16 protein-coding genes are annotated in these 18,633 nt (G+C 43.6%); 5 read left to right on the forward strand and 11 right to left on the reverse strand.

Going from position 1 to position 18,633, the window contains the following annotated elements; translation table 11 throughout:
- Position 1 precedes the first annotated feature (1 nt).
- The 10 genes from AAEU32_RS10800 to rpmH form a co-directional block, all read right to left on the reverse strand.
- Positions 2 to 787 carry a ParA family protein gene (locus AAEU32_RS10800; RefSeq protein ID WP_421970531.1) on the reverse strand — a complete coding sequence of 262 codons (786 nt, stop codon included), beginning with the start codon at positions 785 to 787 and terminating at the stop codon, positions 2 to 4.
- A 16-nt stretch (positions 788 to 803) separates the two neighbouring features.
- Positions 804 to 1,424: a 16S rRNA (guanine(527)-N(7))-methyltransferase RsmG gene (gene rsmG / locus AAEU32_RS10805; RefSeq protein ID WP_421970532.1), complete on the reverse strand. Its 621-nt coding sequence runs from the start codon at positions 1,422 to 1,424 to the stop codon at positions 804 to 806.
- 12 nt (positions 1,425 to 1,436) lie between these two features.
- A complete protein-coding gene (gene mnmG, locus AAEU32_RS10810) occupies positions 1,437 to 3,326 on the reverse strand; it encodes a tRNA uridine-5-carboxymethylaminomethyl(34) synthesis enzyme MnmG (RefSeq protein ID WP_421970533.1) in 1,890 nt (629 codons plus the stop codon).
- Between the two features lie 390 nt (positions 3,327 to 3,716).
- Complete coding sequence (mioC, locus tag AAEU32_RS10815; RefSeq protein WP_421970534.1) at positions 3,717 to 4,181, reverse strand: FMN-binding protein MioC; 465 nt, start codon at positions 4,179 to 4,181, stop codon at positions 3,717 to 3,719.
- Positions 4,182 to 4,614: 433 nt separating this feature from the next.
- Positions 4,615 to 5,412, reverse strand: a complete 798-nt coding sequence (locus tag AAEU32_RS10820; protein ID WP_421970535.1) for an isocitrate lyase/PEP mutase family protein — start codon at positions 5,410 to 5,412, stop codon at positions 4,615 to 4,617.
- A gap of 146 nt (positions 5,413 to 5,558) precedes the next feature.
- Positions 5,559 to 6,923, reverse strand: a complete 1,365-nt coding sequence (gene mnmE / locus AAEU32_RS10825; RefSeq protein WP_421970536.1) for a tRNA uridine-5-carboxymethylaminomethyl(34) synthesis GTPase MnmE — start codon at positions 6,921 to 6,923, stop codon at positions 5,559 to 5,561.
- 108 nt (positions 6,924 to 7,031) lie between these two features.
- Positions 7,032 to 8,660 carry a membrane protein insertase YidC gene (gene yidC, locus AAEU32_RS10830; RefSeq protein ID WP_421970537.1) on the reverse strand — a complete coding sequence of 543 codons (1,629 nt, stop codon included), beginning with the start codon at positions 8,658 to 8,660 and terminating at the stop codon, positions 7,032 to 7,034.
- Between the two features lie 27 nt (positions 8,661 to 8,687).
- The gene (gene yidD / locus AAEU32_RS10835; RefSeq protein ID WP_421970538.1) at positions 8,688 to 8,939 is read right to left on the reverse strand and encodes a membrane protein insertion efficiency factor YidD; all 252 of its coding nucleotides are present in this window, start codon (positions 8,937 to 8,939) and stop codon (positions 8,688 to 8,690) included.
- Positions 8,940 to 9,029: 90 nt separating this feature from the next.
- Entirely contained in the window at positions 9,030 to 9,452 is a 423-nt protein-coding gene (gene rnpA / locus AAEU32_RS10840; protein ID WP_421970539.1) for a ribonuclease P protein component, read from the reverse strand.
- Positions 9,453 to 9,459: 7 nt separating this feature from the next.
- Positions 9,460 to 9,594: a 50S ribosomal protein L34 gene (gene rpmH, locus AAEU32_RS10845; RefSeq protein ID WP_008488847.1), complete on the reverse strand. Its 135-nt coding sequence runs from the start codon at positions 9,592 to 9,594 to the stop codon at positions 9,460 to 9,462.
- Between the two features lie 590 nt (positions 9,595 to 10,184).
- Here rpmH and dnaA point away from each other — a divergent pair.
- Genes dnaA through gyrB form a run of 4 tightly spaced genes read left to right on the forward strand, consistent with a single transcriptional unit; the run spans position 10,185 to position 16,238 of the window.
- Entirely contained in the window at positions 10,185 to 11,588 is a 1,404-nt protein-coding gene (gene dnaA, locus AAEU32_RS10850; protein WP_421970540.1) for a chromosomal replication initiator protein DnaA, read from the forward strand.
- A 10-nt stretch (positions 11,589 to 11,598) separates the two neighbouring features.
- Positions 11,599 to 12,702 carry a DNA polymerase III subunit beta gene (gene dnaN / locus AAEU32_RS10855; RefSeq protein ID WP_421970541.1) on the forward strand — a complete coding sequence of 368 codons (1,104 nt, stop codon included), beginning with the start codon at positions 11,599 to 11,601 and terminating at the stop codon, positions 12,700 to 12,702.
- Positions 12,703 to 12,708: 6 nt separating this feature from the next.
- Positions 12,709 to 13,800: a DNA replication/repair protein RecF gene (gene recF, locus AAEU32_RS10860; protein ID WP_421970542.1), complete on the forward strand. Its 1,092-nt coding sequence runs from the start codon at positions 12,709 to 12,711 to the stop codon at positions 13,798 to 13,800.
- Between the two features lie 11 nt (positions 13,801 to 13,811).
- Positions 13,812 to 16,238 carry a DNA topoisomerase (ATP-hydrolyzing) subunit B gene (gene gyrB / locus AAEU32_RS10865; RefSeq protein WP_421970543.1) on the forward strand — a complete coding sequence of 809 codons (2,427 nt, stop codon included), beginning with the start codon at positions 13,812 to 13,814 and terminating at the stop codon, positions 16,236 to 16,238.
- 71 nt (positions 16,239 to 16,309) lie between these two features.
- On the opposite strand, the gene AAEU32_RS10870 is transcribed toward gyrB, so the two are convergent.
- Positions 16,310 to 17,455: a S8 family serine peptidase gene (locus AAEU32_RS10870; RefSeq protein ID WP_421970544.1), complete on the reverse strand. Its 1,146-nt coding sequence runs from the start codon at positions 17,453 to 17,455 to the stop codon at positions 16,310 to 16,312.
- Positions 17,456 to 17,731: 276 nt separating this feature from the next.
- Here AAEU32_RS10870 and glyQ point away from each other — a divergent pair, with 276 nt between their 5' ends.
- On the forward strand, positions 17,732 to 18,631 hold the full coding sequence (glyQ, locus tag AAEU32_RS10875; protein ID WP_105188756.1) for a glycine--tRNA ligase subunit alpha: 900 nt from the start codon (positions 17,732 to 17,734) through the stop codon (positions 18,629 to 18,631).
- The last annotated feature ends 2 nt before the right edge of the window (positions 18,632 to 18,633 follow it).

The raw sequence follows: 18,633 nt of genomic DNA on the forward strand, positions 1-18,633 counted from the left end.
TTTAGGCGACTGCAGGTGTTTGTTTTTCTTTTCTGCGCAGTATTTCACCCGCTAAAGCCAAATAAGCTTTAGCTCCTGCAGAGGCTCTATCGTAATACATTGCCGGGGCACCAAAACTCGGTGCTTCTGCGAGACGAACATTGCGCGGAATAACAGTTCGGTAGACCTTATCGCCAAAATGTTGTTTGAGTTGTTCAGATACATCATTGGCGAGGCGGTTACGCGGATCGTACATGGTTCGCAAAATGCCTTCAATCTGTAATTTTGGATTTACCAATTGTGCCAGCTGCTCGATGGTGCCCATCAATGCGGTAATCCCTTCAAGTGCATAGTACTCACATTGCATAGGTACCAGCACTGAATCTGCTGCTGCCATCGCATTCACGGTAAGCATATTGAGTGAAGGAGGACAGTCGATAAAGATATACTCGTATTGCGGTAAAATGTTCTCAAGTGAATTACGTAAGCGCACCTCTCGTGCGAACAACTCCATTAACTTCACTTCTGCCGCAGTCACGTCGCCATTGGCTGCAATGAGATGATATTCACCAGACGTTTGCGTGATGATCACCTCTTCGAATGGTTTTTCTTCAATGAGTAGGTCATAAACTGTGGCAACGTCGTCATATTTATCAACGCCGCTACCCATGGTGGCATTGCCTTGAGGATCAAGGTCAATCAATAACACTTTGCGTTTGGTCGCAGCCATTGAGGCCGCCAAATTCACGGCAGTGGTGGTTTTACCCACGCCCCCTTTTTGATTTGCAATTGCAATGACTTTAGCCACGGTGATCCTCTGCCAATTAATCTTTTTTTAGAATTATAAGATGGCGTTCGCCTTCTAATTCAGGCACTGACAACTCAACATTTTGCTCAAAGCTAAATCCATCAGGTAAATTTGCTAACTCCTGCTCTGGATATTGACCTTTAAGCGCCACGAAGCGGCCGTCCTGATCAATTAAATGCGCGCACCAATGCAACATATCATCAATTGAGGCAAATGCGCGAGATAGCACACCATCTAATTTAACACTTGGCTGATATTCTTCAACTCGACTCTGCACAGGCGTGACATTTTTTAAGCCAAGTTCATGTTTTACCTGCTTTAAGAATGTAACACGTTTACCCAAACTATCGAGCAAAACGAACTGGGTATCTGGCAGTGCAATGGCGAGCACCATACCCGGTAAGCCAGGGCCTGTGCCAACATCAATGTAGTTGCTGCCTTTGAGGTGTTCAGCAACCACTAAAGAGTCCATGATGTGCTTTACCAGCATGTCTTTAGGATCACGCACAGAGGTGAGGTTATAGGCTTTGTTCCATTTATCCAACAAAGCCACATAAGCAAGCAACTGTTCAATTTGTTGCTCACTTAGAGAAATGCTGGCCTTGGCCAGCAATTGTTTAAATTTATTTTCTAACACGCTTGCTCTTGATTACGCCGATTTGCGTAACATTCCTTGCTTCTTGAGATACACCAATAATAGCGAAATCGCCGCAGGAGTAATACCAGAAATACGCGAAGCCTGACCAATTGTATCTGGACGAGCATCTGTCAGCTTGGCCACTACCTCATTTGATAATCCTGATACTTGAGAATAATCAAATTCTTTTGGCAATAGCGTTTGTTCATGACGCATCTGCTTTGAGATCTCGTCCTGCTGACGTGCGATATATCCTGCATATTTGGTCTGAATAGCAACCTGCTCTAACGCCGCATCGTTATTTGAAGGTGACTCAAGTCCTTCGATAGCGTAAAGATCTTTATGGTCAATTTCAGGACGACGGATCAAATCTTCCAAACTTGCTTCGCGAGTTAGTGGTGTTTTCAGTAAATCGTTTACAGCATTAAGCGCTGGATGATCTTTGTGGATCCATGTAGAACGAATACGCTGAGATTCTTGCTCCATCACTTCAAGCTTTTCATTGAATGCGCTCCAGCGCTCATCACACACTAGACCTAACTCACGACCTTTAGCCGTTAAACGCAGATCCGCGTTGTCTTCACGAAGAAGCAAACGATATTCAGCACGCGATGTGAACATACGATATGGTTCTTTTGTACCAAGAGTTGCAAGATCGTCAATCAACACACCTGTATATGCCTCGTCACGACGAGGTGTCCAAGAGTCCTTTCCTTGTACTTGCAGAGCTGCATTCATACCTGCGATAAGCCCTTGTGCGCCCGCTTCTTCATAACCTGTAGTACCATTGATTTGACCAGCAAAGAATAAGCCATTAATAAATTTGGTTTCTAGAGATGGTTTTAGATCACGTGGATCGAAGAAATCATACTCAATGGCATAACCAGGACGACAGATATGAGCATTCTCAAAACCAGTGATACTGCGCACAATCTCCATTTGCACATCAAATGGAAGGCTTGTTGAGATCCCATTTGGATATAATTCGTATGACGTTAAGCCTTCTGGCTCCACAAAGATTTGGTGCTTATCTTTGTCAGCAAAACGCACAATCTTATCTTCAATAGAAGGGCAATAACGTGGACCAATACCCTCGATAACACCTGAATACATAGGTGAACGATGTAAATTGTTATTGATGATCTCGTGCGTTTTCTCATTGGTATACGTGATGTAACACGGAATTTGTTGTGGGTGATCTTCCACTTTACCCATGAATGAAAACACCGGTGTTGGTGTATCACCTGGTTGTGTTTGCATCTTTGAAAAATCAACGGTGCGCGCATCGATACGCGGTGGTGTGCCCGTTTTTAGGCGATCAACACGAAATGGTAACTCACGTAAACGCTGTGCCAATGCAATTGATGGCGGATCACCAGCACGGCCGCCTTTGAAGTTTTCTAACCCTATATGGATCTGGCCACCTAAGAAGGTACCTACCGTCAATACAACGCTGTTGGCGCTGAACTTAAGGCCCATTTGTGTAACGACACCTTTGACTGTTTCACCTTCAACGATGAGATCATCACACGATTGCTGGAAGATCTTAAGATTTTCTTGGCGCTGCAAAATGGCTTGAATTTCAGCTTTGTATAAAGCGCGATCCGCTTGAGCACGGGTAGCTCGTACAGCAGGACCTTTCGATGAATTAAGAGTGCGGAACTGAATGCCGCCTTTGTCGATCGCTTTGGCCATAGCACCACCAAGCGCATCGATCTCCTTCACCAAGTGACCTTTGCCAATGCCGCCGATTGCAGGGTTACAAGACATTTGCCCTAACGTATCCATGTTATGAGTCAACAAAAGGGTATTCATACCCATACGTGCAGAAGCTAAGGCTGCTTCAGTTCCAGCATGACCGCCGCCTACAACAATGACATCAAAATGTTCATGGAAGATCATTAAACGTTTTCCTACAACCGGTGAAATTCAAAAGGGCGGCTATTTTACCTAGAAATTGAGGGAAGGGAAACGGTTAAATAGTACTCAAGATCCAAAAGGTGATCTTATATAAAATAAAGGATCTTTAAAGAGATCTTTTATTAGATCTACTATTAGGATCACACCTTTCTGTTGATAACCGTTAAAAGTATATATATTTCATAACATTAAGCGATCTCTACACCTGTAGATATGATCGGATCTAAGGGCGTACAACCTCTGATCAATTCGGTGTTTTATACACAAGCAATATCGGGTTAGATCTTATCAAGTGCATAATCATAGGTGAGATCAAAGGATACTAAGCTTTTATCCACAATTCGATCTAAGTTTTTTATAATTTGTGAATAACTATTGAGTAAGACCGATCTCGTTCTTTTCCAAACAATGCACCAATTTAGGCAGCCAAGCTTCAGCTGTATCTTCGGGTAATTCACTATCAAGCACATCTATCTCTAAGTGAGGTAGTAACTGCTTTGCTCCTTTACTGACGAGCAAGTTTACTAGGTTCTTGGCTGCAAAGTTAAAGGTGTCATAGCTTGAGTCGCCAATGCCGATCACTGCAAATTGAACCGACTCAAGTGATACTTGCGTTGCTACTTGATCAATAAACGCGACTAAATTGTCTGGGTAATCACCTGCGCCATGCGTTGACGTGCATACAAGCCAAACCGCATCTTTATTGATGTCATTAAGATCGGGTTGCTCATGAAGTTGGCTATCTATTGCGTGATCTTTTAGTAGATTGCTAACGTGTTCGGCAACATATTCTGTGCCGCCCATTTGGCTGCCAATGATGATTTCAACGTGATTCATAGTAGTGTGATGCAGTAATAATTGCGGCTCATGATACCCGATCTGTGATTATGCTCAATCGATCTTACTCGCTGTGTATCACTTTATGTTCATTAGTCTGTTTAAAAAGTTTTTAATAAACTGATTATAAATGATTTTTTGATATTTTATCTTGTTGATAAATCGTCGATAAGCTTAGGTTAAAATGCTAAGCCCGTTCATCATATTGGGTGTTTTACGGACGTTTATTCGTAAAAGTTGGGTTGTGCATGAAATGCATGTGGATAATGATCATATGTGCAGAAAATTGTGTTTAATTTAGATCTTAAAAAGTGTTTTTATAGATCTAAAATATCTATAAACACGGCGTTTTTTATACGTTTGGCGTTTTCATAGTCAAAAATTACAGCGGATCATGCGTTTTTGTGAGTAAAAATCATGATCCGCTGTGTTGTTAGGCTGAAATAAAACGGGTTTGTACGGTATTTTCAAATAAAAAGCTGAGGTTTTGTGAGTGATTGATCGCCTCAGCACTTAATTCAAGTTGTGTTAGGAGATGATCACTCAGGGCATTTCCCGTTGAAACACGTTTTATTCCAAGGTGTTTGAACTGCTCTAAGTCGCAAAATTGTGGTAACACCATGACATTGATGGGGATTGTCATTGCTTGGGCTAACTCTTTAAGGACAGCGGGATCCGTTAATCCCGGTATAAAGAAGCAATCTGCTCCGGCCTCTTGATAAGCTTTGGCACGAGTAAGCAATTGTGGCGTATGCCAATTTTCTTGGAAGCACAGATCACATCGCGCATTAATAAAAAAATCAGCAAAACCATGATCCCTAAGCGCATTTTTCAATGTTTTTAATAGCGTTGTATGCTCCTCTATGCCTCTTAATGCATTCGCTGAGCTCGGTTTATCTTCGATGTTGATGCCCGCAACTCCAAGCGTTGCCAATGCTAGAACATTATTAATAATCTCATTGTGACTAAGGCTATAACCGGCTTCGATATCAACGCTCAAGGGAATGTTGATCACTTTTAAAATGGCTTTTACGACATTGTATACCTGCTCGAATGTGAGTTGTTCGCCATCCACCAGCCCTTGATGATTGGACATTCCCCAGCTTGTAGTTGCCACTGCGTGCGCCCCTGATTGTTCAATCACCAAAGCGGATAAGGGATCCCAACAGTTCGCTATCAATAACGGCTGAGATTGTTCATGTAATTCTCTAAATAGACGTGAAGATGACATTTGAAATCCTTACTAATAAATGAGCATTTACTGTAAGAGATTGATTTAACCTAGGCTGGCCGTATTCATCACTGAATAGGGATAAAAGGAAATATTATTGGTTAGTAAAAACAAAGCCCACACATTGTGGGCTTTTTGGATGCGTTTTACTTCCCGATACAGAACGAGCTGAATATTTTTCCGAGAAGATCATCGGAAGTGAATTCGCCAGTGATCTCATTAAGGTATTGCTGAGCTAAGCGTAGCTCTTCTGCCAGTATTTCGCCGGCGATGTGCGCTTCGAGTTGCTCTTGGCCAATCATCAAGTGGTGCAGGGCACGCTCTAGGGCATCAAGGTGGCGACGACGCGCCATAAAGCTGCCTTCTTGGGTCCCTTCAAAGCCAATGCAGGCTTTAAGATGTTCACGTACTAAATCTATTCCTAAGCCTTCTTTGGCGCTGAGCCTTAAAACGGGAGTATCACCTGAATCATCAAAGCCTATTTGTTCACCGCTGATGTCCACTTTGTTGCGGATAACGGTGATCCCCATATTTGCAGGCAGTTGAGCTACAAATTCAGGCCAGATGTCTTCAGGTTTTTGGGCATTTGTTTCTTGGGCATCGACCATAAACAACACGCGATCTGCTTGGTTTATTTCTTCCCACGCACGCTCGATCCCTATTTGCTCTACTTTATCGGGGCTTTCGCGAAGCCCTGCGGTATCGATTATATGCAAGGGCATTCCGTCGATATGAATGTGCTCTTTAAGTACATCGCGTGTGGTGCCTGCAATGTCAGTCACAATTGCGGCATCACGTCCCGCAAGTGCATTCAGCAAGCTAGATTTTCCCGCATTTGGTCGCCCAGCAATAACGACTCGCATACCGTCACGAATGATACTGCCTTGTTTTGCTTGCTCTCGTACAGTGTTAACTTGGTTGAGAATTTTTTGTAGATCGCCAGCAACTTTACCATCACTGAGGAAATCGATTTCTTCATCTGGAAAATCAATAGCCGCCTCTACATACATGCGCAGATGAATGACTTGCTCTACAAGCTGAGAGATATGGTTTGAAAACTCACCCTGTAAAGAATGCAGCGCGCTTTTGGCTGCTTGCTCTGAGGTTGCGTTAATTAAATCGGCGATAGCCTCAGCTTGCGTTAAATCGAGTTTGTCATTTAAAAATGCGCGTTCTGAAAACTCGCCGGGTTTCGCAAGGCGAACGCCGTCGATTTCAGCTATTTCGCGCAGCAGCATATCAAGAATAATCGGACCGCCGTGGCCTTGGAGTTCGAGAACATCCTCACCAGTGAATGAGTTTGGCCCTTTGAAGAATAAGGCGATACCTTGATCCAGTTGCTCTTTGTTTAAATCATGAAATGGCACGTATTCCGCGTAACGTGTCTTTGGGCAATGTCCTATTATTCGCTCAGCAACAGCTGTCGCCAGTGCCCCTGATACGCGAATTATCCCTACGCCGCCACGCCCAGGTGCTGTGGCTTGAGCAACGATTGTGTCTTGAGAATGCATAAACTAACTCGATAAAGCATTAATGTGTGTATTGTAACCTAATGTGGCCATAAACAATAAAAAAGCGGCTATTAAGCCGCTCTTTTGCATCGTTTAAGTGACGGTGAATTAACCGCGTACTTTGATGCCTTTTTTCTCCATACCGCGGTAGATGTATAGCATCTGTGCGATTGAGATAAGGTTTGAAACCAACCAATATAGTACCAGACCTGAAGGGAACCACAGGAAGAATACTGAGAAGAACACTGGCATCCAGGTCATCATCTTCTGCTGCATTGGATCGGTTACTGTCATAGGTTGTAACTTTTGCATCAAGAACATACTTGCACCAAATAGAATTGGTAGTACATAGAACGGGTCTTTTGATGATAAGTCAGTTAACCACAAACCAAATTCAGCATGACGTAGTTCAGGTGATTCTAGGAATACGTAGAACAACGCTAGGAAGATAGGCATTTGTAGTAGCAGTGGGAAACAGCCACCCATTGGGTTTACCTTTTCCTTACGGTACATTTCCATGGTTGCTTGGCCAAACTTCTGACGGTCGTCACCATAGCGCTCTTTTAGTGCCTGCATTTTAGGTTGTAGTGCGCGCATTTTTGCCATCGACGTGTACTGTGCTTTAGTAAGCGGATACAACGCGGTCTTCATAAGAATCGTAATAGCAATAATCGCGAAGCCCCAGTTACCCATAAGGCTGTATAGGAACTTCAATAGGGATAATAGCGGTTGTGAAATAAACCATAACCAACCGTAATCCACAGTAAGATCCAAGTTAGGGTGCAAGGCTTCTAATGCTGCCGTATCTTTTGGACCCATGTAATAAGTCGATTGGAAGTTGGCTGTGCTAGCTGAAGCGATATTCACAGGCTCTGATTTAACACCAATTTGTGCAAAGTCAGTTCCAGGGATGCGCATGTACACTGTATTAGTTTGGTCTTGTGCTGGCACCCAGGCACTTACAAAATAGTGTTGTAGGAACGCAACATAACCGCCTTGAGTCATTTCTTTCAATTCTTTGTCTTTAATATCATCGAAAGAATATTTCTCGTAATTCACTTCGTCTGTGCCATAGGCCGCACCAAGATAACTTTGGTCAATTAGGCTGCCTTTTTCTTGCACTGTGCGCTTAACTTGAGTGTAAAGCTGCACTTGAATAGGTGACGTTGTGTTGTTGTCGATGTCGTAATCTAGCGTTACATCGTAGCGGCCTTTGTGGAAGGTATAGGTTTTAGTAAAACTAACGCCTTGCGCATCTACGAATGTAAGAGGTACTGCGAGCGAATCACCGTTCATGGTGTAACTTTGCTGTGCACTCTCATAAACCGGACGACCTTCTGTACGTGCATCTGGACCATTAAGACCAATTAATCCGCTTTGTGCGAAGTATTCGTTGTTCTCAAATTTACCAAGCAGCAGGTATGGCTCTTCACTACCGTGTGTTTCATCGTGCTGAAGTAACTTCGCTTCGATGATATCTCCACCTAGGGTATCGATTTTTACTGCGAAAACATCGGTAGTAACAGTGATAATTTGCTGATTAGCAACGGTTGATGCTAGTGGCTCAGCAATATCTGAATTAGGCACATCTGATTGTCCAGCATTTGCTTGGACGGTTGTTTGCGTTTGAGCACTTGGGCTGTTAGCTGGTTGGTTATAATCATTATTCCATTCTTGGAATAATAAAAATGACACCAACAACAGACCGATAAATAAAAACGTGCGTTGCGATTCCATAACTGCTCTTATTTCTCGTTGTTAAGATTAATGGTGATTACGTTTGCCTGGAACGGGATCATCCCCTCCGGCATGTAAAGGGTGGCATTTTACTATTCGTTTAGCTGCCAACCAACTGCCTTTTATTACGCCATGAAGCTTAATTGCTTGTACAGCGTATGAAGAGCAGCTGGGATTAAAGCGACAATTTGGCCCAAGTAATGGGCTGATCCACTTTTGATAGACTTTGATAACAGCAATGAGGGTGTTTTTAGGTAGTGCTAAGATAAAAGCTAACATAAAGGCCCGCAGTACTGAGTCGTCCAGTGAATGCTCAGTTAGTCGATTAAAAGGTGAGCTAAAGATACCTGAAAACGTAGGTAAATTCTATTATCTACCACGCTTTTGCGATGCATTGTCACGCTTTTTGTGATGTCTGCGCGGTGGTGGCTTATATCCCGGCTTACAACGTTCATTAATTTTGCGCCAAAGCTTGTCGAGATCTTCGCGAATTTCGGCATTGGTACGTTCATCAATACCGCGCTTGACCATCAGTACAATATCGATGTTATCGAGTGTGTGTTGATGTAGTCGGAAACTCTCACGTGCGATTCGTTTAATACGATTACGTTGATTGGCCTGTTTTACATTCTTTTTAGCAACAGTGAGACCTAACCGAGCATGGTTAAGAGAATTGGGTTTTGCTAATAGAGTAAAGAGAGAAGTTGCAGCCCGAGCAGGCTCATTAAAAATGCGGGAGTAATGCGAGGGAGTTAACAGACGTAACTCCCTGCTAAAGCGAAAGTCTTCCACTTATATATTAAGCAGAAAGAACTTTACGGCCTTTAGCACGACGACGTGCTAGTACTTTACGGCCGTTAGCAGTAGCCATACGTGCACGGAAACCGTGAGTACGCTTACGCTTTAATACGCTTGGTTGAAAAGTTCTTTTCATAACAATTCCATCCGATCGGTTAAGGTTTAAATTCTCTGTGTGGGTCGCGATCCTCACTCAGACGCAGACACACCAGTAATGCCAAGTGTTACTACACCGTGCATTAATAAGCGGTGCCTTAGCGAGCGCGAGATTCTATAGAGAGTAGCAGGTAAAGTCAATGACATTCGCACATCTAATGAACGAAAACTCACTTTGCCAGTCGACAAACCATGGCGCGATCATACTCTTTGATCCGATAAAGATCAGCTAAAAAATAAAGTTTTCCACAGGGGGTGTTTAAAAAGTGAATAAATCCCCTTAATAAGCGCATATGATCCTTCGATATGATCAAGATCGGGCGTTTGTAAAGCGATAAATTTTATTCTTTTTATAAAATAAATTTCATTTAATATCAGTTGTTTATGTCTTTTTGTTATGAAGAGCAGATTTTAATTAAAAATCAATATTGAAGTTGTGGATAAATAGGCGTCATAATGGACGGCCGGATCATGAAAAACCACGATCTTGGTATATAAAAAGAGCTGCATTTATTGAGCCAGCTCGTGATGAACGAGTATACAAAACGAGTCTTTTTTAGGGAGTTAAGCGTGTATCTGTCTGTTTGGCAAAGTTGTTTATATGTATTGCAGGATGAATTGCCGTCGCAGCAGTTTAGTATGTGGGTAAGACCACTGCAGGCTGAAAGTACCGATGATACGCTTACGATTTATGCACCTAACCGTTTTGTTCTTGATTGGGTTAGAGAAAAATACCTAAATAGAATCAATGAGTTATTGGTTGAGATTTGCGGCAACGAAGCACCAGAATTGCGCTTTGATGTAGGTAGCAAACCAATTATTAATGCCTCTAGTGCGGCGCCGAGTGCATCGCAGAGCGAAAACACTCAAAGTGCAAGTGCTGCAAAGCCTGCCGTTGCTGTTCGGACTCAAGCGCAGTCTGCAGCCGTTGAGCCCGCACCAAAATCCCAACACAAATCAAATATCAAAGAGAACTACACCTTTGATAACTTTGTTGAAGGTAAATCTAACCAATTAGCTAAGGCTGCTGCGACTCAAGTAGCAGATAACCCTGGCTCTGCATTTAACCCTGTATTTATATATGGTGGTACAGGCTTGGGTAAAACCCACTTACTACATGCAGTAGGCAATGGCATTATGGCAAACAAAGAAAATGCCAAAATTGTCTACATGCACTCCGAGCGTTTCGTTCAAGATATGGTAAAAGCACTACAGAACAATGCGATAGAAGAATTTAAGCGTTACTATCGCAGCGTTGATGCGTTACTTATCGATGATATCCAGTTCTTTGCTAACAAAGAGCGCTCCCAAGAAGAATTTTTCCATACTTTCAATGCCTTGCTTGAAGGTAATCAGCAAATTATTTTGACATCTGACCGCTACCCTAAAGAAATTGAGGGGGTTGAAGACAGGCTGAAGTCGCGTTTTGGTTGGGGCCTTACTATTGCCATTGAGCCTCCGGAGCTTGAGACCCGTGTTGCGATTTTAATGAAAAAAGCACAGCAGAGTAAAATTAACTTACCTCACGAAGTTGCGTTCTTTATTGCTAAAAAGTTGCGTTCTAATGTGCGCGAACTTGAGGGGGCACTCAACCGTGTTATCGCCAACGCAAACTTTACTGGTCGTCCTATTTCAATCGACTTTGTAAAAGAAGCACTACGCGATTTATTAGCACTTCAAGATAAGCTAGTTACTATTGATAACATTCAGCGCACTGTTGCTGAGTATTATCGTATTCGCGTTTCAGATTTGCTGTCTAAGCGCCGCAGCCGCTCTGTTGCACGCCCGCGCCAAGTAGCAATGGCACTGTCTAAAGAATTAACTAACCATAGCTTGCCAGAGATTGGCGATGCGTTTGGTGGACGAGATCACACCACGGTTTTACATGCGTGTAGAAAAGTTAAATCGTTGCGTGACGAGAGTCATGAAGTAAAAGAAGACTATCAAAATCTAATAAGAACTTTGTCATCTTAAGGTTACCCTTATGCAAATTACTATCGCTAGAGATCAGTTTTTAAAGCCTTTAATGCAGGTATCCGGCGCTATTGAGCGCAAGCACACATTGCCTGTACTTTCTAATGTGCTACTTGAAGTCCGTGATGGACAATTGTTTATGACTGGTACAGACCTTGAGATTGAGCTTGTCGCGTCAGTGGCATTAGCGCAACCTTGTGCTGATACAAAAATCACGTTACCAGCTAAAAAGCTATTGGACATTTGTAAGAGCCTCCCTGATGGCAGTGACATCACCTTGAGCTCTCAAGAGCATCAGGTCATTCTGACCTCAGGGCAAAGCCGCTTTGCCTTACTTTCTCTAGCAGCAGAAGATTTTCCAAATCTTGAGCAATGGGATGGCGAAGTTGAGTTTCAGCTAAGTCGCACAGAATTACGTAAGTTGCTTGAAAGCACGCATTTCTCAATGGCTAACCAAGATGTACGTTATTACCTTAACGGCATGTCGTTCGAGTTAGAGAATGATGAAATCAAAACTGTGGCGACAGATGGCCACCGTTTGGCATTAGCCCAGAAAAAATTACCCCAGTCGCTCAATAGCCAACGTCAGCTTATTGTTCCGCGCAAGGGTGTCCAAGAAATTATGCGCCTTATGCCTGCTGATGACCAGCCTGTGACTATTCAATTTGGCGCTAATCATATCCGTATTACCGATGCTGAATTTACGTTTACCAGTAAGTTAGTTGATGGCCGTTTCCCTGATTACCGCCGCGTATTACCGCGAGGTGGCGACAAGGTGATTGTTGCTAATCGCGAATGGTTACGCAATGCGCTGCATCGTGTGTCGATACTGTCAAATGAAAAGTTTCGCGGTGTACGTTTGAATCTCAGTTCAGGTATGTTGAAAGTCAGTGCTAACAACCCAGAGCAAGAGCAAGCAGAAGAAGTGATTGAAGTGATGTACCAAGGCGATGACTTGGAGATTGGCTTCAATGTGTCATATCTTCTAGATGTGCTTAACACCATCAAAACCGAAGATGTGTCTATTACCTTAGCCGACTCAAATAGTAGTGCACTGATTGAAGCGGGCGGTGATAGCGAAGCGCTTTATGTTGTAATGCCGATGCGCCTGTAGGATGCGATGAGCATAACGTCTTTTAGCCTCAATAATTTTCGTAATATTGAGGCTGCTACATTTTCCCCAGAATTAATTAATGTTATCTACGGTGAAAATGGCAGTGGTAAAACAAGTTTCCTAGAGGCCATTTACTTTCTTTCCCATGGCCGTTCATTTCGCACTAATAAACATCGCTCTGTTATAAAAGACACTGCTGACTATTTCACTTTGCACGCTAAGAAACGTAGTAACAATCTCACTATTCCCCTTGGTCTAAAAAAAGATGTAAGTGGTGAAACGCAGGTGAAAATACAGGGAAAGACGAGTCGCCGTATTTCAGATTTGGCGCAAGTGTTGCCGGTGCAAGTTATCACGCCAGAAAGTTATTCTTTCTTTTTCGGTGGACCTAAAGAGCGCAGAGCCTTTATCGATTTGGGGGTGTTCCACGTGGAACATGACTTTTTTGTTCATTGGCAAAACTTCAATAAAGTACATAAGCAAAGGAACGCATTACTCAAATCAAAACCCGCAAACGCACGGGCTATGCTAGATGTATGGGACAAAGAGTTTGTCCGTCTCTCTGAGACGATAACAAAGCTAAGAGAGTCGTATATAGAGAGGTTTAAAGCGCTTTTTTTTGATAGACTGTGTACAGAATTAGATTTGCTTAACGGCCTCGATATTGAATTCAATTGGGGTTGGAAAAGCGATGAGTCGCTAGCTGATATTTTGATGCAGTATAGGGACCGAGACCTGATGAGAGGATACACCTCTAAAGGTCCACACAAGGCCGATCTAACGATAAAAACATCACTTGGCCCTGTAGAAAATGCCTTTTCAAGAGGGCAGTTAAAATTGCTTTTATATGCGCTAAAAGTAGCGCAAAATAGCTTAATAGAACAAGAGACTGGGAAGCAGTCGATCTTACTTATTGATGATTTACCATCAGAGCTAAGTGAAGATACGAAGAGTAAAGTAGGGCAACTTCTTGCTCATTGCGACTCGCAGATTTTTATCACGACGATTGAATCTGACAGTGTCTCTGCTGTGTTAGATGCATTGGATAAACCAACCGCATTGTTCCACGTGAAACATGGCGAACTAATAACAAGATAAACGGAAGAACCATGTCTGAAAATTACGATTCATCCAGTATTAAAGTACTCAAAGGACTAGACGCTGTTCGAAAAAGACCAGGAATGTACATTGGTGACACCGATGATGGCACCGGCTTACATCATATGGTTTTTGAGGTTGTAGATAACTCAATCGATGAAGCGTTAGCAGGTCATTGTGATGATATCTACGTCACAATTCATACCGATGGCTCGGTATCTGTGCGCGATAACGGCCGTGGTATTCCAACAGAATTGCACCCTGAAGAAGGGGTGTCTGCGGCAGAAGTTATCATGACAGTCCTTCATGCGGGCGGTAAGTTTGATGATAACTCATATAAGGTATCAGGTGGTCTACACGGTGTAGGTGTTTCGGTTGTAAACGCACTGTCAGAAAAGTTGGCGCTTGAAATTCGACGCGGTGGCAAACTATACAAACAAACATATTCAATGGGTGAGCCGGATGCACCTCTTGAAGCCATCGGTGACTCAGATTCAACTGGTACAGAGATACGTTTTTGGCCGAGTGGTCAAACGTTTAGTGATACCAATTTCCACTACGATATTCTAGCTAAGCGTTTGCGCGAGCTTTCATTCTTAAACTCTGGTGTATCGATTATTTTATCTGACGAGCGTGAAGAAGATAAGAAAGACCACTTCAAATACGAAGGGGGTATTCAAGCATTTGTTGAGTATCTAAACCGTAAGAAGACACCAGTACATCAAAGCGTATTCCATTTCACTCATGAACGAGAAGAAGACGGCATCAGCGTCGAAGTATCGATGCAGTGGAATGATGGATTTCAGGAGAATATTTTCTGTTTTACCAATAATATTCCACAACGTGATGGTGGTACGCACCTAGCTGGATTCCGTGCGGCATTAACACGTACGCTAAATAACTACATGGAAAAAGAAGGCTTTAATAAGAAAGCTAAAACGACAAGTAACGCGACCGGTGATGATGCACGTGAAGGTCTAACAGCGGTTGTAAGTGTTAAAGTCCCAGATCCTAAGTTCTCTTCTCAGACTAAAGACAAGCTGGTATCAAGTGAAGTGAAGTCTGCAGTTGAGCAAGCAATGGCTGAAAAGCTCAGTGAGTTCTTACTTGAAAATCCTGTGGATGCGAAAACAGTCGTTGGCAAAATTATTGATGCTGCCCGTGCCCGTGAAGCTGCACGTAAAGCGCGCGAAATGACACGTCGTAAAGGTGCTATGGACTTGGCTGGCTTACCAGGTAAGCTTGCTGACTGTCAGGAAAAAGACCCTGCTGAATCTGAACTATACATAGTGGAGGGTGACTCTGCGGGTGGTTCTGCGAAACAAGGCCGTAATCGTAAGAACCAAGCAATTTTACCTCTTAAAGGTAAGATTCTAAACGTAGAAAAAGCACGCTTTGATAAAATGCTGTCTTCTCAAGAAGTAGCAACACTCATTACCGCTCTTGGCTGCGGTATTGGCCGTGACGAGTATGACCCAGAGAAGCTGCGTTATCATCGTATCATCATCATGACCGATGCTGACGTCGATGGCTCGCATATTCGTACATTGCTATTGACCTTCTTCTATCGTCAAATGCCAGAAATTATTGAGCGAGGCTATGTTTACATCGCACAGCCACCGCTTTATAAGATTAAAAAAGGCAAGCAAGAGCGCTATATCAAAGATGATAACGCGCTTGTTGAATACCTTACTTCGTTAGCACTTAACGGCTCTGTGCTATATGCAAATGAAGGTGGAAGTGCTATTGAGGGCAATGCGCTTGAGAATATTGTTCGTGATTACCAAAGCACAGAGAAAGTAATTGAGCGTTTATCGCGTAAATATCCATCGGCAATGATGCACAGCCTAATCTATCGTTCACATATCAGCGAAGAGCAACTGGGTGATGAAGGTACGGTTCAGGCGTGGACACAAGAGTTAGTTGATGACCTGGTTAAGCGCGATGAAGATGCCGCTATTTACAGTGCACATACTCAGTATGATGAGGAGCGTAAACTGTACTACCCTATGGTCAACATTCGTCAACACGGTGTTGATAGAGCTTATGTATTAAATCATGACTTCTTAACATCGAAAGACTACCAGCGTATTAGTGTGACAGCTGAAAAAGTTGGTCAGTTAATTGGTGAAGGTGCATACGTTCAGCGCGGCGAGAAAACTCAACCAGTATCGAGCTTTGTTGAAGCGCTAGAATGGCTAATTGCAGATTCTAAGAAAGGCCTTTATACACAACGCTATAAAGGACTAGGCGAGATGAACCCTGAGCAGTTATGGGAAACAACGATGGATCCTAACGCGCGTCGCATGTTACGCGTAACTATCGAAGATGCGATTGCTGCTGACCAACTATTTGCCACTCTAATGGGTGATCAGGTAGAACCTCGTCGTGAGTTCATTGAGCAGAATGCTCTAAGAGTAGTGAACTTAGATGTATAGTGAGTAGTTACTTACACAATAAGAAAAGCCCTCATTTAGAGGGCTTTTTTGTTTTTAGTTCACAACGAAACTTACAGGTGGATAATATCATCCGCATTCCCGTCTGGATCACCAGACGCAGTGCCACTGGTACCTGGGTTACCATTGGTCATCATAATAACGGCACAGGCTGCGGGAGAGGCCATTGACGTACCAGACATCGTCGTTGTACCGCCACCTGAGCGTAGCGATAAAATGCTTACGCCTGGCGCCGCATAATCTACTGGTGGGTTGCCGTAGTTACTGAAGCTAGCAAAGCGATCGCTGCTATCAGTTGCCGAAATGGTGAATACACGAGGGCCATTAGCACTCGCTGGAGATACGTTATTCGCATCTTGGCTTTCGTTACCTGCCGCTACGACAAAAAATGCTCCTGAGTTTTGTGACGCTGCTTCTACTGCATCATTCAGCTCTTGGTTAAAGCCACCACCTAGGCTCATATTGGCACAATCACCTGAAGCAGCATTCGCACCCACATGGTCGATACCGGCTAATACACCAGACCAAGTTCCAGAGCCACGCGCATCTAGCACTTTAACTGGTACAACTGTAGCACCTGCAGCAACACCCACAACGTCGATACTGTTATCAAGCGCCGCAATTGTGCCCGCTACGTGTGTACCGTGGCCGTTGTTGTCATGCATACCTGCATTACGGCCGCTGGTGAATGCACTGAAGCCGTTGGTAGTATCAACGTTTAAATCAGCATGCTCAAGGTCGATACCAGTGTCCAAAATCCAGGCGGTATTTCCGGAGCCATCAACAGGCCCTCCAACACGCGTAACGCTCCAAGGGGTAGTTTGGCCTGTACTACCTCCGCCGCCACCTGGCTTACCCTTTTGTGCCGATGGCGAAGCGTATGCAATGCCGTCGTTAGTAAAGCGCATAATGTCAGACTCGGCAGCGAATACTGAACGCGCCTTATCGCAGCTCATATTAACAGCCATACCTTTGATAGAGTTCGAGTAGATGTGTTTAGCCTGGGCCTGCGCTTTCATAAGCATCCCGCGAGCTTTACCTTCGACGTCAAATTTAGAGATGTCGTCATTAAAACGAACAATACAGGTATTTGCCGCTTCTAGTTCAAGAGACAAACCAGCATTGCTTGCTGATGGTTCTGCTACTGCTATACCCGTTGACGCAGCGAATACCGCTGTTGCGATGAGAGTCTTTTTCATTGGATAAACCTTATAATCGTTATTATTGAATTAGCGTATTATTAACACTAGATTTACAATTTAGGCTAAATGCTACAAAAAGCAAATACAGGAACATCAAAATACGAACTATGTATTAGTTTTGGGTAAGAAGTATGTATGGATTGCTTATCGCAGTTATAACCAAAAGATCAGTAAAGCCCGGCAAAAGGTGAGAAACTGCTTAAAACAAGCACACGCAACGGGTATACTGTGCGCAATAAAACCGCACTCTTAGCAGCAGAATTTGACGTCATTATGCAAAAATACGACTTACAAACATTCCAAGGCCTGATCCTTGCGCTACAGGATTACTGGGCACAACAAGGCTGTGTCATTGCTCAGCCTCTCGACTTAGAAGTGGGCGCGGGCACGTTCCACCCTCTGACATTTTTAAAGGCTGTGGGTCCTGAACCAATGTCGAGCGCTTACGTTCAACCATGTCGTCGTCCAACCGATGGTCGTTACGGCGAAAACCCAAACCGCCTACAGCACTATTATCAATTCCAAGTGGTATTAAAACCGTCGCCAGACAATATCCAAGAGCTTTATCTTGGCTCTTTGGCCGCTATGGGAATAGATACCCTGAAGCATGAAGTGCGCTTCGTAGAAGATAACTGGGAATCACCAACTCTGGGTGCGTGGGGTCTTGGCTGGGAAGTGTGGCTTAATGGTATGGAAGTGACGCAGTTTACCTACTTCCAGCAGGTTGGTGGCTTAGAGTGCGCACCAGTAACCGGCGAAATCACCTACGGTCTTGAGCGATTAGCCATGTACATTCAAGGTGTTGATAGCATTTACGACCTAGTGTGGACTGATGGCCCAATGGGGAAAGTGACCTATGGCGATGTATTCCACCAGAACGAAGTAGAGCAATCTAAGTACAACTTTGAATACGCTGATGTGGACGCCTTATTCAAACAGTTTGATCAATGCGAAAAAGAAAGCCAGAAACTGATTGAAGCAAACTTGCCACTTCCCGCATACGAGCAAGTGATGAAAGCATCACATGCATTCAACTTGCTTGATGCACGCCATGCTATCTCTGTAACAGAGCGTCAACGTTATATTTTACGTGTACGTGCATTATCAAAAGCCTGTGCAGAAAGTTACTACGCGGCGCGTGAAGCGCTTGGTTTCCCGCTGTGTAAGGATTAAGA

This window comes from Pseudoalteromonas maris (assembly GCF_049257235.1).
GTDB lineage: Bacteria > Pseudomonadota > Gammaproteobacteria > Enterobacterales > Alteromonadaceae > Pseudoalteromonas.